Origin of the sequence: Paraburkholderia sp. BCC1884 (assembly GCF_900996225.1) — a bacterium.
Lineage (GTDB): Bacteria > Pseudomonadota > Gammaproteobacteria > Burkholderiales > Burkholderiaceae > Paraburkholderia.
On record NZ_CAAJGL010000101.1, the window covers coordinates 396,468 to 411,374 of the forward strand.

The following is a 14,907-nucleotide window of genomic DNA, read 5'->3' on the forward strand; positions in this document are numbered from 1 at the left end:
TTCACATGAATCCCGCATGACCACGGACGTTTCCGATCAGCCTGCCGCGCAGCCGCCTGGTGCCCAGCCGCCCGGGCAGCAGCCGCCCAGTTCCGGGCCGCCGCCTAAGCGTAGGCTCGGCCGGGTGCTGCTGAAGACGCTCGCGTGGACGGTGGGCGTGCTGGTGTTGCTGGTCGCGGTGGCAATCGGTCTCGTGTATGGCGCGTTGACGACCGAACGCGGCACCGCGTACGCGTGGCGGGCGGCCGTCAAACTGCTGGACGGCAAGTTGAGCGGCACGCTCGAACGCGGCGCGCTCGCCAGTGGGGTGCAACTGAGGCAGGTGCGTTGGCGCAGCCTCGACGGCAGCGGCACCGATATTCAGATCGACCGTGTGGACGGGCGTTGGGCGCTGGCGCGCGAACCGTGGCGTTTTACCGTCGACTACCTGCATGTCGGCACGGTCGACGCGCGGCTGGGTTCATCGTCGTCGAGCAGCAGTGAGCCGCTCGCGTTGCCGCACGATTTGCGTTTGCCGATGCAACTCGAGCTACGCGATATCCAGGTCGACAAACTGCTGTTGCGCCAAGGCGCTTCGACCACGGAATTTTCCCGCTTCATGTTTCATGGACGCAGTGACGGCCGTCATCACGAGGCGGCGATCGAACGGCTCGATACGCCATTCGGCGCGCTCACCGCGTCGGCCAGGCTCGATGGCGTGCGTCCGTTTCCATTGACCGGCGACGTCGGTTATTCAGGTAAGGTTAATGACGAGGCGGTGCAGGTGGGTGGCCATCTGAGCGGCACGCTCGAAAACCTCGTCGCGGAACTCGACGCGAGCGGCATGAAGCTCGCCGGGCATGCGCGAGTCGAGGCCACGCCGTTTAGCGACGTGCCGTTGCAACGCGCCACGTTGACCTTCGACCACATCAATCCGCAGGCGTTTGCGCCGGGCGCGCCGCTCGCCGATCTGGCCGTGCGGGCGGAATTGCAGCCAGTGACGCCTGCGCAGGGTGACGCGCCGCCGGTGGCGTCCGGGCCCGGCAAGGTCCCCGCCGGAAAAACTGCCGCCGACTTCGCCGTCGCAGGCCACGTCTCGATCGTCAACGCGAAGCCGGGCGCGATCGACCAGAATCTGTTGCCGATCATCGACGCCAATGCGGACGTTCATCTCGACGCCCACGCCCAGCGCATCTCCAACCTGAACGTCAAGCTCGTGAAGAGCGCCACGCTGACCGGCGGCGGTGCGTTGTCCGGCAAGCGCGGGCAGTTCGATCTGCAGGTCGCCGGCCTCGACCTCAACGCGTTGCAGGCGACGGTGCGGCCCACGCAACTGTCTGGTCCGATCGGTATTCGCCTGAACGACGACGTGCAGAGTCTCACGCTCGACCTCGCCGATCCTAAAGCGGCGTTGCGAGCCCAGGGCAAGGTGACCTTCGATCCCGCCCGGATGAGCTTCAACGACGTGCGCATCACGTCGGGCAAAGGCCGCATCGATCTGTCCGGGGCGCTCAAGCACGACGCGAATTCCACCTACAACCTGAAAGCGCAGCTGACCGATTTCGACCCGCTGACGCTGACTTCGCAGATGCCCTCGCGCACGCCGGTGACGGGAGCCGCGACGCCGGCAGCGGGTAGCGCGAAGGGCAGGCAAAGCACGCAAAGCCCCGAGCACACGCAAGTCCGAGGCAAAAACAAAACCGCTCAAGCCGAAGCGGCAGCCGAAGTCGGCAGCACTGCCGGCGCGAAAAGCGCGGCGCCCGCCGACCAGGCCGCCGCCGTCGTGAAAAACACCGCCAAGGCCGCAGTCAAAACCGAGGTCGTGCAACGCAAGACGCCGCCGCCCAAACGCGGCGCACCGCCCGCTCGCAAGATCGAAGCGCGCGTAACGGGCACGCTCACCGCGGCCGGCATGCTCGGCCCGGTCTTCACGACCAAGGCCGAATTCAAGCTGGGCCCGAGCGTCTACGACGGCCTGCCGCTGACCGGCGCGGGTACGGTACAACTCGCCGGTTCGCGGATTTTGCCGAGCCGCGCCAATCTCTCCGTGGCGGGCAATCAGGTCGATCTGCAAGGCAGCTTCGGCGCACGCGGCGATCGCTTGCGGTTTCGCGTCAATGCGCCCGAACTGGAGCGCCTGGGTTTCGGTCTCGCGGGCCTCGTCGATGCCGATGGCGACGTCACCGGTTCCTTCGCGCATCCGAACGTCGTGCTGAACTACAAGGCCGACAGCGTGGTGTTCAGCAACAACCGCATCGGCCATGCGGAAGGTCACGCCGAACTGCGCGACGGTGCGAACGGCGCACTCGTGTTCACGACCGATGCGCGCGAGCTTAGCGCGGGCGGCGTCGATCTGACCACGCTCACGGCGCGGCTGTCCGGCACGCGCGCGAATCACACCCTCGAGGCAGCGGCTACCGGTAAGCTGCAGGATCGTCCGCTCGATCTGACGCTCGCCGCCAATGGCAAGTTGACCGAAGCGCGCGACGGCACCCGGTGGGACGGCACCGTGACGCGTCTGCAGAATCGCGGCACGCCGGCGTTGAATCTCGAATCGCCGCTCACGGTCAGCGCCGGCCCGAGTCGCCTGATGCTCGGCGCGACTCGCCTCTCGCTGGAAGGCGCGACACTCAGCCTGAAATCGTTCGCCTTCGATCACGGCAAGGCTCAATCGGCCGGCAGCCTGAGCGGTATTTCGATCGCGCGTCTGCAAGACCTGCGTCGCGAAATCACCGGCGAGCCACCGGCTGTCAAAACCGATCTGATATTCGATGGCGACTGGGACTTCACCCTCGGCACCACCGCGAGCGGCTACGTTCAACTCAAGCGCCGCAGCGGCGATGTCACCGTTGAAATCGGCCGTGGCCTGGCGTCGCTGGGGATTGGCGATATCAGCGCGCGCGCCGAATTCAGCGGCGGCAACCGGCTGAACGCCACCGTGCACGCCCAGGCGAGCCGGATCGGCGTGATCGACGCCGACGCGCACACCACCCTGGTCCCGCGCGATGGTTTCCTGAGCGTCGACGAAGAGGGTGCGCTCGCTGGCAATGTGAATGCCAATGTGCCGTCGCTGAAAACGACCGGTGGACTATTTGGCCCGAGCTACCTGCTCGACGGACATCTCGCGCTCAAGCTCGCGTTGGGCGGCACGGTCGCCAAGCCGAACCTGACCGGGTCGCTGGTCGGCGACGGCCTTTCCGCGACGATGGTCGACCAGGGCGTGCAGTTGAAGGACGGCGTGGTGCGGATCGCGCTATCGCACAATCTGGTGGACTTCCAGCAAGTCGAGTTTCACGGTGCGAGCGGCACCTTGCGCGCCACTGGCCGGGTGCGTCTCGATGGCGCCGAGCCGGATCTGAACGCCAACATCGTCGCCGACAAGCTGGAATTGTTCGCCGCGCCGGACCGCAATCTGTCGCTGACGGGCAGTGCGAGCGTCGCGAATGCCGGGGCGCAGGGCGGCATGGCGATCAACGGCAAATTCGTGGTCGATCATGCGCTGTTCGACATGCCGGAGCAGTCCGCGCCGAAACTCGGCGACGACGTGGTGATCGTGCGCCCGGATGGCACCGTCGCCGGTGAGCGCACGCCGCCGGTGGCGGGCACTAACAAACCGATTGGCCCGTTCGCGCCGCGCGCCAATATCGACATCAGCCTGGGCGACAGCTTCAAATTCCGCGGACAGGGCGCCGATCTCGGCCTGACCGGCACGATCACCGCGTTGAGCGCACCGAACTTGCCGCTGCGCGCGGTCGGCAACGTCCGCGTGACGCCGGGTTCGACCTACACCGCGTTCGGTCGCAAGCTGAACATCGAGAACGGGTTCTTCACCTTCAATGGGCCGGTGGCCAATCCCGGCCTCAATATTCTTGCGATGCGTCGTAATCAGCAGGTCGAAGCGGGTGTGCAGGTAACGGGCACGGTGCAGTTTCCGGTGGCGAAGCTGGTGTCGGAGCCGAACGTGCCGGATAACGAAAAACTCTCGTGGCTGCTGTTCGGACACGGCACGGATCAGGGCAACAACCTCGGCCAGCAGAGCACGATGACGACGGCGCTGGCCTTGCTCGGCAGCGCGAGCGGCAAGCGGATCGCGCAGACCTTCGGGCTCGACGAGTTTTCCATCGGCCGAAGCGAAGTCGGCTTGACCGATCCGCAGGTGGTGATGGTGTCGAAAGCGATCAACGAGTGGCTCGTGATCGGCTACGAGCAAGGCCTGCAATCGGCGAGCAATGCGATCAAGGCGACCGTCAACCTGACACGGTACTGGTCGGTTGCGGCCTACGGCGGCACATTCGACGGTCTTGATCTGTTGTATACGCGGCGCTTCGACCGGATTCGGTGGTAGAGGCGGTCGGCCAGTCAGGCCGCCGAGTCGCAGAAGCAAAAAAACGGCACGCCTTTTAAGGGCGTGCCGTTTTTTCATTCCTGCCGAATTGACCGGCGCCGCGTTCGACGCCGTGTGCTTTACTTAACGCGCATGCCCGGCTTCGCACCGCTATCCGGTTCGAGCACATACAGGCCCGGTTCGGCTTTCTCGTCGGTGGCCGACGCTGCCAGCACCATGCCTTCGGACAAGCCGAACTTCATTTTGCGCGGCGCGAGGTTCGCGACCATCACCGTCAGCTTGCCGACCAGTTGCTCCGGCTGATACGCCGACTTGATGCCCGAGAACACATTGCGTGTTTTCTCTTCGCCGATGTCGAGCGTGAGTTGCAGCAACTTGTCCGAGCCTTCCACCGCCTTGCAGTCGACGATCTTTGCGATGCGTAGATCGATTTTGGCGAAATCGTCGATCGAAATGATGCCGGGCGCTTCGTCCTTTTCAGCGGCCGCGGCTTTCGCGGCCTTTGCTTTGGCTTTGGCGTCGGCCGGCGCAACGGCTTCCGGCGTCGCCTGCAGCGAATCGCGATTGGCGGCCAGCAGCGCTTCGATCTGCTTCGTATCGACGCGCGTCATCAAATGTTTGTACGCATTGATCGGACGTTCGGAACTGAGCGGCACGTTGGCGTCGGCCCAGACCAGCGGCCCGATGCCGAGGAATCCTTCGACCGCTTCGGCGAGCTTAGGCAGCACCGGCTTCAATGCCAGCGACAACAGGCGGAACGCCTCGATACTGACCGTACACGTTTCATGCAACGCGACGCCGTTCGCCGGGTCTTTCGCCTGGTCCCACGGCTTGGCGGTGTCGACGTAAGCGTTGACCGCGTCCGCGAGTTCCATGGTCTGACGCAACGCGCGGTTGTACTCGCGCGCTTCGTAGTTCGCGGCGATCTGCGGCACGGCGGCGCGCAGCGAGGCGAGCAACGGGTGTTGCATCGCGCTGTCCTGCACGCGGCCGTCGAAACGCTTGATCAGGAAGCCGGCGGCGCGGCTCGCGATGTTCACGTACTTGCCAACCAGATCGCTGTTCACGCGCGCCTGGAAGTCGTCGAGGTTCAGGTCGAGGTCTTCCATCGTGCTGTTCAGCTTGGCCGCGAAGTAGTAGCGCAGCCATTCCGGATTCAGGCCCGTGTCGATCACGCTTTGTGCGGTGATAAACGTGCCGCGCGACTTCGACATCTTGGCGCCGTCTACGGTCAGGAAGCCGTGCGCGAACACGTTGGTCGGCGTGCGATGGCCCGAGAACTCCAGCATGGCCGGCCAGAACAGCGTGTGGAAATACAGAATGTCTTTGCCGATGAAGTGGTACTGCTCGGCCGTCGAGCCCTTCTTCACCCACGCGTCGAAATCGAGGCCGCGCTTTTCGGCGAGGTTCTTGAAGCTCGCGTAGTAGCCGACCGGCGCGTCCAGCCACACGTAAAAGTACTTGCCCGGCGCGCCCGGAATTTCGAAGCCGAAGTACGGCGCGTCGCGCGAGATGTCCCAGTCGGCGAGCTTGGCTTCGCCGGCGTCGCCGAGCCACTCGCGCATCTTGTTGGTTGCTTCGGGCTGCGCCAGACCGCCCACCCACGCGCGCAGGAAGTTCTCGCAGCGCGGATCCGACAGACGGAAGAAGTAGTGCGTCGAGGTCTTACGAATCGGCGTGGCGCCCGAGACCACCGAGTACGGGTTGATCAGTTCGGTCGGCTGGTAGGTCGAGCCGCAGACTTCGCAACTGTCGCCGTATTGGTCCTTCGCGCCGCACTTCGGGCATTCGCCCTTGATGAAGCGGTCGGGCAAAAACATTTCCTTGACCGGGTCGTATGCCTGTTCGATGTCGCGCGCCTCGATCAGGCCCGCTTCCTTCAGCGCCAGATAGACGTTTTCGCTGAGAACGCGGTTCTCGTCGGAATCGGTCGAATAGTAATTGTCGAAGGAAATTCCGAAGCTGTCGAAGTCGCGCTTGTGCTCTGTCCAGACGCGATCGATCAGCTGCTTCGGCGTGAGACCTTCTTTCTCCGCGCGCAGCATGACCGGCGTGCCGTGCGTGTCGTCGGCGCCCACGTAATAGACCTCGTGCCCGTGCATTCGCAACGTCCGGACCCAGATGTCCGTCTGGATGTATTCAACCAGATGGCCGATGTGGATTTGCCCGTTCGCATACGGAAGGGCCGACGTGACGAGAACCTGGCGACGGCCTGACGGCGCGCCTGCGGAGAGATCGGTTGCGGGTGCTGACATAAGGATGGTGGGAGCCTGCGGTGGGACGAAACGTTGATTCTAGCAGGGCGGCCGTCCGGAGCGGGATGGGCCGGGTAGGGCGAGGTTTTGGGTGTCGCGGGAGGGACGGCGAGCCGGGCAGGTGTGTAAATCGAGCGCCCAAAAAAAACCGGGGTTATTAACCCCGGAGCAACAACGACAAGAGGAGAATGGTGACGCGGCGGCATCGCCAGCCACGTACCGTAAAGACAGACAGCGGATTTTCGGCAGAGTTCGAAATTTTTTTCGTCCCGCGCGAGATTTCCTTTCTTCCGCTTTCTTCAAGACTGACCGTGCGCCGGGATCGACCCGGCGCCCAGCCGCTCCCTTCTCCTCAAGCCTGGTGCGGATACCGCTTATTGCGTAGCGTGCTGAGCCGTTGCGCGCAGATAGATTTCCACGCGACGGTTGGCCGCACGGCCGGCTTCGGTGTTGTTGTCCGCGATCGGCTGGCTTGCGCCCATGCCTTGTGCCGACAGACGTTGCGGCGCGACGCCGCGTTGACCCAGGTAGCCCGTCACGCTTTCCGCGCGATTGACCGACAGCGTCTGGTTGTAAGCGGCCTGGCCCGTGCTGTCCGTATGGCCGACCACTTGCGCGATCAGTTCCGGATTCTGCTGCATGGTCTGCGTCAATTGATCCAGCACCGGCGCGAACGACGGCTTGACCGCGTAGCTGTTGGTGTCGAACGTGACCGAGCTCGGGATGTTCAGCTTGAGCGAACCGTCCGGCTGCTCGGTGATCTGCGTACCGGTGCCCTTGGTGGCGCCCGACAGCTTGTTGTGGATGGCTTGCCAGTTGTAGCCGGTGATGCCGCCCACCGCCGCGCCGACGCCCGCGCCGATCGCCGCGCCCTTGCCGCCGCCGAAGATCGCCCCCAGCGCCGCGCCGGTGCCGGCGCCCACGCCCGTGCCGACGGCGGTGTTAGTACCCTGTTGCGTGGCGCAGCCTGCCAGCAAAGAACCGGCAACGGCGAAAACGGCCAGGCGAGTCATGATTTTTGCATTCATTTTTGATTCCTCTTGAGTGAAGCGAATAAAGCGGCTGGTGGTGAGGCAGCGGGTTGCGAGCAATCTATCCGGCGAACATGACCGACGTAAAGCAGACGGGCCCAGAATACGGGAAATCGTGCACGTTCTCCGTTCCGTCCGACAGTGAAGAAGGGTCTTCCGGCAGGGCTCGACGCCAACCACTACAATATGACTGTGCTACACAGCGATGCGACCCCATGGCGTTCCGCCTGCCCGAAGGGTGCCCGGCAGGTCTGGTTTTCGCAATGCTGTCTAACAATTTCTTTCAAATTCTGGCGCGCGGCCGAAACTTCGATTCCACCGCGCCGCGAGTGTTCCCCACGGAGTGTCAATGAGTATCGATCGGGCTATGGTCGACGCTGCCCTCGCAGCCGTCACTGACCCCAACACCGGCCGCCCTTACGCGGCCGCCAAGAACATCAGGAACGTGGCCGTGGAGGGTGACACGGTCAGCCTGCAGGTGGTACTCGGCTATCCGGCCAAACGCCAGTTCGAAACGATTCGCCTGCAGTTCGCGGAAGCGCTGCGCGCCGTGCCGGGCGCAGCGAACGCGCGTATCGAGGTGTCGCAGGACATCGCTGCGCACACCGTCCAGCGTGGCGTGAAACTCTTGCCGAATGTTAAAAATATCGTGGCGGTGGCGTCCGGCAAGGGCGGCGTCGGCAAGAGCACGACCGCGGTAAACCTGGCGCTCGCGCTGGTGAGCGAAGGCGCCTCGGTCGGTATTCTCGACGCGGACATCTACGGTCCCTCGCTGCCGATGATGCTCGGCATCGAAGGCCGTCCGGAATCGCCCGACGAGAAGTCGATGAATCCGATGACGGGCCACGGCCTGCAGGCCAACTCGATCGGCTTTCTGATCGAGCAGGACAACCCGATGGTGTGGCGCGGCCCGATGGCCACCTCCGCGCTCGAACAACTGCTGCGTCAGACCAACTGGCAGGATCTGGACTACCTGATCGTCGACATGCCGCCGGGCACCGGCGACATCCAGCTGACCTTGTCGCAACGCGTGCCGGTGACGGGCGCGGTGATCGTCACGACGCCGCAGGACATCGCGCTGCTCGATGCCAAGAAGGGTCTCAAGATGTTCGAGAAGGTCGGCATTCCGATTCTCGGCATCGTCGAGAACATGGGCACGCATATCTGCTCGAACTGCGGCCATGAAGAGCCTATCTTCGGTGCTGGCGGCGGCGAGCGCATGGCAAAGGAATACGGCGTGAACGTGCTCGGCAGCCTGCCGCTCGACATCGCGATCCGCGAGCAGGCCGACTCCGGCAAGCCCACGGTCGTGGCCGATCCGGACGGGCGCATTGCGGAGATTTACCGTTCGATCGCACGCAAGGTGGCGGTCCAGATCGCCGAACGCTCGCGCGACATGACCTCGAAGTTCCCCAGCATCGTCGTGCAGAACACCTGAGCTGCCTGTCAGCTCAGGCTTCCTGGCGTTTTTACGCCTGGTCTCGCGGTATCATGTCGGCTTCACAAGTTCGGCTCGGCGGCCGCAGGGGCGCTCACCAGGCCGGCAAGAGGATCGCATGGGAAAACGAATCGACGGGCGGGCGGTGCATGCCTTCATCGTCCTGGCCGCCAGCACGATGCTGTTGTGCGGCTGTAGCGCGTTCCTGAGACCACAGGAAAAACGCGCGGACGCGCAACTGCTGCCCACCGTGGGCAATCAGGCGCGCGGCCTCGTCACGTTCATCGAGCGTTCAGACGGCGTGCAGGTCACCTACAATCTCGCGGGCTTGCCGCCCAACAGCGACCACGCACTGCAGGTTCACGAACGCGGCGACTGCAATGCCGCCGACGGCTCGAGCGCCGGCGAGGTGTTCTCGCCCGCGGCCGAGCGGCTCAAAGCGGGCGCGCGGGTCGAAGGCGACCTCGGCAATATTCACGCGGATGCGAACGGCGTGGCTACCGGTTTCATCGTTGCACCGGACGTGTCGCTCGACGGCATTCGCTCGGTCTTGCAGCGCGCCGTTCTGCTGCATCACGACGCGACCGATCCCTACGCCTATCCGCAGCACGGCGCAGGTCCCGCACTGGCGTGCGGCCTGATTCGCCAGTAAGCGCCGGCGGTGTGAAAAAACGCTTCGGCGTCCCACCTGCAGCATCATTTTCACGATCGCGTAAAATAAGCGCCTTTCGTTGTCGACCACCCGGTTGCGGCCGGGTCGTCATCCGTCACACATCTGTCATTCACGTCGAGCAGCGTTCTCCTATGACTATCAAATCCGACAAGTGGATCCGGCGCATGGCCGCGTCGCACAACATGATCGAGCCGTTTGCGCCCGATCAGGTTCGCGTCTCCGAAGACGGCCGGAAGATTGTCAGTTACGGCACGTCGAGCTACGGCTACGACATCCGCTGCGCCGACGAATTCAAGATCTTCACGAATATCAACTCGACCATCGTCGATCCGAAGAACTTCGACGAGAAGTCGTTTGTCGACTTCAAGGGCGACGTCTGCATCATCCCGCCGAATTCGTTCGCGCTGGCCCGCACGGTCGAGTATTTCCGCATTCCGCGCAGCGTCCTGACCGTCTGTCTGGGCAAGTCCACGTATGCGCGCTGCGGGATCATCGTCAACGTGACGCCGTTCGAGCCGGAATGGGAAGGGCACGTCACGCTCGAATTCTCGAATACGACACCTTTGCCTGCGAAAATTTACGCGAACGAAGGCGTCGCCCAAGTGCTGTTTTTCGAAAGCGACGAAATTTGTGAGACGTCGTACGCGGATCGCGGCGGCAAATATCAAGGTCAGCACGGCGTCACGTTGCCCAGGACGTGACGGCGGCAGCGCACTGACCCACCAGCTATACCGGGTGACCGCTGCAATTGACAGAATGCAGCGGTCGTTCTTTTTGGAGAATCGCCCATGAAGTTTCGTTTCCCCGTCGTCATCATCGACGAAGATTTCCGCTCCGAGAACATCTCGGGTTCCGGCATCCGCGCGCTCGCCGAAGCAATCGAGAAAGAGGGCGCGGAAGTACTCGGGTTGACGAGCTATGGCGATCTGACCTCGTTCGCGCAGCAGTCGAGCCGCGCCTCGTGCTTCATCCTCTCGATCGACGACGATGAACTGCTGCCGTACGTCGACAACGTGGTGGTCGAAGGCGAGACGCCGGAGCTGGCTGCGGCGATCGTCGCACTGCGCGGATTCGTGAACGAAGTGCGCCGCCGCAACGCCGATATTCCGATCTTCCTGTACGGCGAAACGCGTACCTCGCGCCACTTGCCGAACGACATCCTGCGCGAACTGCACGGCTTCATCCACATGTTCGAGGACACGCCGGAGTTCGTCGCGCGCCACATCATCCGCGAGACCAAGGTGTATCTGGATTCGCTCGCGCCGCCGTTCTTCAAGGAACTGGTGCAGTACGCGGACGAAGGCTCGTACTCGTGGCACTGTCCGGGGCATTCGGGCGGCGTGGCGTTTTTGAAGAGCCCGCTTGGTCAGATGTTCCACCAGTTCTTCGGCGAGAACATGCTGCGCGCCGACGTCTGCAATGCCGTGGACGAACTCGGTCAGCTGCTCGATCACACGGGCCCGGTTGCCGCTTCCGAGCGCAACGCCGCGCGCATCTTCAGCGCCGACCACGTGTTCTTCGTGACCAACGGCACGTCCACGTCGAACAAGATCGTCTGGCACGGCACGGTGGCGCCGGGCGACATCGTGCTGGTGGACCGCAACTGCCACAAGTCGATCCTGCACGCGATCACGATGACCGGCGCGATTCCGGTGTTCCTCACGCCCACGCGCAACAACTTCGGCATCATCGGGCCGATTCCGCGCAGCGAGTTCGAGCCGGAAAACATCCGCCGGAAGATCGAGGCGAATCCGTTTGCGCGTGAAGCGCTGGCAAAGAATCCGGGCATGAAGCCGCGCATTCTGACCATCACGCAAAGCACGTACGACGGCGTGATCTACAACGTCGAGATGATCAAGGAAATGCTCGGCGAGTGGCTCGACACGCTGCACTTCGACGAAGCCTGGCTGCCGCACGCGGAATTCCACGAGTTCTACCAGGACATGCACGCGATCGGCGCGGGCCGTCCGCGCATCGGCGCGCTGGTGTTCGCCACGCACTCCACGCACAAGCTGCTGGCCGGCATTTCGCAGGCTTCGCAGATCGTCGTGCAGGATTCGAAGAACAGCCGCTTCGACAAGCATCGCTTCAACGAAGCGTATCTGATGCACACGTCGACCAGCCCGCAGTACGCGATCATCGCCTCGTGCGACGTGGCCGCGGCGATGATGGAAGCGCCGGGCGGTCCCGCGCTGGTGGAGGAGTCGATTGCCGAAGCGCTCGACTTCCGCCGCGCGATGATCAAGGTCGACGCCGAATACGGCGACGACTGGTTCTTCAAGGTGTGGGGTCCGGACACGTTCGCCGAAGAAGGCATCGGTTCGCGCGAAGACTGGATCCTGCGCCCGAACGACGCGTGGCACGGTTTCGGTCCGCTCGCCGAAGGCTTCAACATGCTCGACCCGATCAAGGCGACCATCGTCACGCCGGGTCTGGACATGGACGGCGGCTTCGGCGAAACCGGCATTCCGGCCGCGATCGTCACGAAGTATCTGGCCGAGCACGGCATCATCGTCGAGAAGACCGGTTTGTACTCGTTCTTCATCATGTTCACGATCGGCATCACGAAGGGTCGTTGGAACTCGATGGTCACCGAACTCCAGCAGTTCAAGGACGACTACGACAACAACCAGCCGTTGTGGCGCGTGCTGCCTGAGTTCGTTGCGCATCATCCGATGTACGAGCGTGTCGGTCTGCGCGATCTGTGTCAGCAGATTCACAGCGTCTACCGCGCGAACGACATTGCGCGTTTGACGACCGAGATGTACCTGTCGAGCATGGAGCCGGCGATGAAGCCGTCCGACGCGTTCGCCAAGCTCGCGCACCGCGAGATCGACCGGGTACCGATCGACGAACTCGAAGGCCGTGTCACGTCGATCCTGTTGACGCCGTATCCGCCGGGCATTCCGCTGCTGATTCCGGGCGAGCGCTTCAACAGGACCATCGTCAACTATCTGCGTTTCGCGCGCGAGTTCAACGAGCGCTTCCCGGGTTTCCACACGGACATCCACGGACTCGTCGGCGAAACGATCAACGGGCGCATCGAGTACTTCGTCGATTGCGTGCGCGGCTGACGATGCCGATGCGGACGTCTCCGCGCGATACCGGTGGCTGGCGGCGCGCGGTGTGCGCGCTGGCCCTGGCGGCGTCGGCGGTGATGCTCGGGGCGATGCCACTGGCAGCGCACGCCGAAGTCGCCGCTGCCGATCCGATCGACGCGTCCATGCGCTCCTGTCTCGCGCGCAGCGACATGTCGTCGACCACGGGACAGGTGCAGTGCATGGACAACGCGCGGATCGGCTGGAAGAGCGCGCTGGATAACGCGTGGCAGCAGCTTCAGCCGAAGTTGCCGCCCGCGCGGCGCAAGCAGTGGGAAAAGAGCCAGGCAAGCTGGGAGGCATCACGCGATGCCGAGAAGCAGTTGTTGAGCGCGGTATTTGCCACGACGCACGGCTCGATGTACATCCTCGCCGAAGCGGACATGCAGTTGCAGCCGGTGCGCGATCGCGCACTTGCGCTGCGCGCGGCGGTGGCTCAGGTGAGCGCGGGCGGCGACCCGCCGCGTCGTGTGCGCGCCTGTAAGGCGGACGCGCAATGCGAACACGCGACGTTCGACTTGAATCGCTATTACCGCCGCTTGCAAGCGAAGATGCCGACGCGCTTGCGGCCGACATTGGTGCGCGCGCAGAAGGCCTGGAACGGCTATCTGGACGCCGCCACGCCGCTCATCGACGAGCGCAGCCGCATCGATATCATCGGTGCGCGGGTGGCGACGCTCAAGCGGTTGTCGGAAACCGTCGGCAATAGCTGAGGGGGTTCGGTTGGAGGGCGCGCGCCGGCCGGCGGACGGCGCGACGGGCGTGGCCCGCTCAATTCAATACGTAATCCAGATCGTGCGGCTTGGGCGGCTGCAGGGACGGCTCGCCGAGCAGATCGCGGGTGGCGTCTTCGATCACGGTCGACATCATGTGCAGCGCAAGGTCGTTGTCGTCGATGCCGAAGGGCTCTTCGATTTGCGCAGCGATGGCTTCGTGGGCCATGAACGTGTACGCGACGAACACCGAAAACACCGGCGTGAAAATGCCGATGCTGTTTACGAGGCCGAACGGCAGCGATGCGCAGAAGAAATACACCGTGCGGTGAATCATCACCGAATAGGCGAACGGCAGCGGCGTCGAGACGATGCGCTCGCATCCGCCGATCACCTCCGATATACCATTCAGATTGCGGTCGATGGCGAGCACCGCCATCGGGTCGATTGCGCCTGCTCGAGCTTGACGATTGACCCATTCGCCTAGAAAAAGCATCAAGGTGGCCGCTTTGTAGCGCGACGTCATGACGCGCTCGAAGAGCGCGGGCGGCAGGCGTTCGGCGAGGTCTTCGCGCGGATCGCTGCAACGCAGCTGATGACGCAGCGCGTGGGGGACTGCGTTGAGCGCGCCGACAAACTCCATGAGATCTTCTTTCGGGATCTGGCGGATGGGCAGCGTGAGCACTTGACGGGTTAGCGAACGCGATCCATTGAGGAGTTGTCCCCACAGTTTGCGGGCTTCCCACCAGCGATCGTAGCTGGCGTTGTTTCGGAAGCCGAGGAACACGGCGAGGGCGATGCCGATCAGGGAAAAGGGCGCGGTGGTGTTGAGGTTCAGCGAGATCGGCAGTAAGTGGTCGTGCGCCGCCAAGGCGACAATCGCGATGCAGAAGATCAGGGCGAGCCGCGGGAGCAACTGCGGGAGGACGGAGCCGCGCCAGGCGAGCAGCATGCGGAACCAGTGGGTGTGCGGGCGGATGATCATCGCAGTTTGGGGGCTCTTTTTTGCCTTCGGCGGGGTGGGGGTGATTTTATCGCTTTTGGTAGGTGGGGGTTTGGTGGCCTTTTCTTGAAGTCATGGTGGTCTATTGGCGTTCCCCCTGTGCGGGGGGGCACTCACTTTCTTTGCCGCCGCAAAGAAAGTAAGCAAAGAAAGCGGACTCACACCGCCAGCCAGGAAGCGGGCCCCCTGGCTCGCAGGAGGCAGTGGTGCATCTGGAATCCGTGTTCTCGCACATTTGACCTCGGTGACAAAGCCGTCATCCATCCCGCCTCGCGCCTCGCGCGGCGGAGCAGTCGCTCGAAAAACAGCGGGTTGAGCTTTGTCTGTGAGGTGTTTGAGAACTGGCGGGGGGCGCGCGCAGCGCCGCCGGAA

Annotated in this window: 9 protein-coding genes; 6 read left to right on the forward strand and 3 right to left on the reverse strand. The window is 63.6% G+C overall.

Annotated features, from left to right (window positions below; translation table 11 throughout):
- The first annotated feature begins 16 nt into the window (after positions 1–16).
- Positions 17–4,324: a translocation/assembly module TamB domain-containing protein gene (locus FQ705_RS24205; RefSeq protein ID WP_144145034.1), complete on the forward strand. Its 4,308-nt coding sequence runs from the start codon at positions 17–19 to the stop codon at positions 4,322–4,324.
- A gap of 119 nt (positions 4,325–4,443) precedes the next feature.
- Here the strand turns inward: FQ705_RS24205 and metG are convergent, their stop codons facing one another.
- Complete coding sequence (gene metG, locus FQ705_RS24210) at positions 4,444–6,579, reverse strand: methionine--tRNA ligase (RefSeq protein ID WP_144145053.1); 2,136 nt, start codon at positions 6,577–6,579, stop codon at positions 4,444–4,446.
- A gap of 374 nt (positions 6,580–6,953) precedes the next feature.
- The gene (locus tag FQ705_RS24215; RefSeq protein WP_144145055.1) at positions 6,954–7,607 is read right to left on the reverse strand and encodes an OmpA family protein; all 654 of its coding nucleotides are present in this window, start codon (positions 7,605–7,607) and stop codon (positions 6,954–6,956) included.
- A 352-nt stretch (positions 7,608–7,959) separates the two neighbouring features.
- Here FQ705_RS24215 and apbC point away from each other — a divergent pair, with 352 nt between their 5' ends.
- The 5 genes from apbC (at position 7,960) to FQ705_RS24240 (ending at position 13,532) form a co-directional block, all read left to right on the forward strand.
- Positions 7,960–9,048, forward strand: coding sequence for an iron-sulfur cluster carrier protein ApbC (gene apbC / locus FQ705_RS24220; protein WP_144145057.1), 1,089 nt, complete (start codon positions 7,960–7,962; stop codon positions 9,046–9,048).
- 118 nt (positions 9,049–9,166) lie between these two features.
- The gene (locus FQ705_RS24225) at positions 9,167–9,700 is read left to right on the forward strand and encodes a superoxide dismutase family protein (protein WP_144145059.1); all 534 of its coding nucleotides are present in this window, start codon (positions 9,167–9,169) and stop codon (positions 9,698–9,700) included.
- Between the two features lie 152 nt (positions 9,701–9,852).
- The gene (dcd, locus tag FQ705_RS24230) at positions 9,853–10,422 is read left to right on the forward strand and encodes a dCTP deaminase (protein ID WP_144108454.1); all 570 of its coding nucleotides are present in this window, start codon (positions 9,853–9,855) and stop codon (positions 10,420–10,422) included.
- Positions 10,423–10,509: 87 nt separating this feature from the next.
- On the forward strand, positions 10,510–12,795 hold the full coding sequence (locus tag FQ705_RS24235) for an arginine/lysine/ornithine decarboxylase (protein ID WP_144145060.1): 2,286 nt from the start codon (positions 10,510–10,512) through the stop codon (positions 12,793–12,795).
- 8 nt (positions 12,796–12,803) lie between these two features.
- Entirely contained in the window at positions 12,804–13,532 is a 729-nt protein-coding gene (locus FQ705_RS24240) for a lysozyme inhibitor LprI family protein (RefSeq protein WP_144145062.1), read from the forward strand.
- Between the two features lie 58 nt (positions 13,533–13,590).
- On the opposite strand, the gene FQ705_RS24245 is transcribed toward FQ705_RS24240, so the two are convergent.
- Complete coding sequence (locus FQ705_RS24245; RefSeq protein WP_144145064.1) at positions 13,591–14,517, reverse strand: bestrophin family protein; 927 nt, start codon at positions 14,515–14,517, stop codon at positions 13,591–13,593.
- Between the last annotated feature and the right edge of the window lie 390 nt (positions 14,518–14,907).

Coding starts and splice junctions, on each gene's coding strand:
- FQ705_RS24205 (WP_144145034.1), top strand. CDS start 17: ATGACCACGGACGTTTCCGATCAGCCTGCCGCGCAGCCGCCTGGTGCC.
- metG (WP_144145053.1), bottom strand. CDS start 6,579: ATGTCAGCACCCGCAACCGATCTCTCCGCAGGCGCGCCGTCAGGCCGT.
- FQ705_RS24215 (WP_144145055.1), bottom strand. CDS start 7,607: ATGAATGCAAAAATCATGACTCGCCTGGCCGTTTTCGCCGTTGCCGGT.
- apbC (WP_144145057.1), top strand. CDS start 7,960: ATGAGTATCGATCGGGCTATGGTCGACGCTGCCCTCGCAGCCGTCACT.
- FQ705_RS24225 (WP_144145059.1), top strand. CDS start 9,167: ATGGGAAAACGAATCGACGGGCGGGCGGTGCATGCCTTCATCGTCCTG.
- dcd (WP_144108454.1), top strand. CDS start 9,853: ATGACTATCAAATCCGACAAGTGGATCCGGCGCATGGCCGCGTCGCAC.
- FQ705_RS24235 (WP_144145060.1), top strand. CDS start 10,510: ATGAAGTTTCGTTTCCCCGTCGTCATCATCGACGAAGATTTCCGCTCC.
- FQ705_RS24240 (WP_144145062.1), top strand. CDS start 12,804: ATGCGGACGTCTCCGCGCGATACCGGTGGCTGGCGGCGCGCGGTGTGC.
- FQ705_RS24245 (WP_144145064.1), bottom strand. CDS start 14,517: ATGATCATCCGCCCGCACACCCACTGGTTCCGCATGCTGCTCGCCTGG.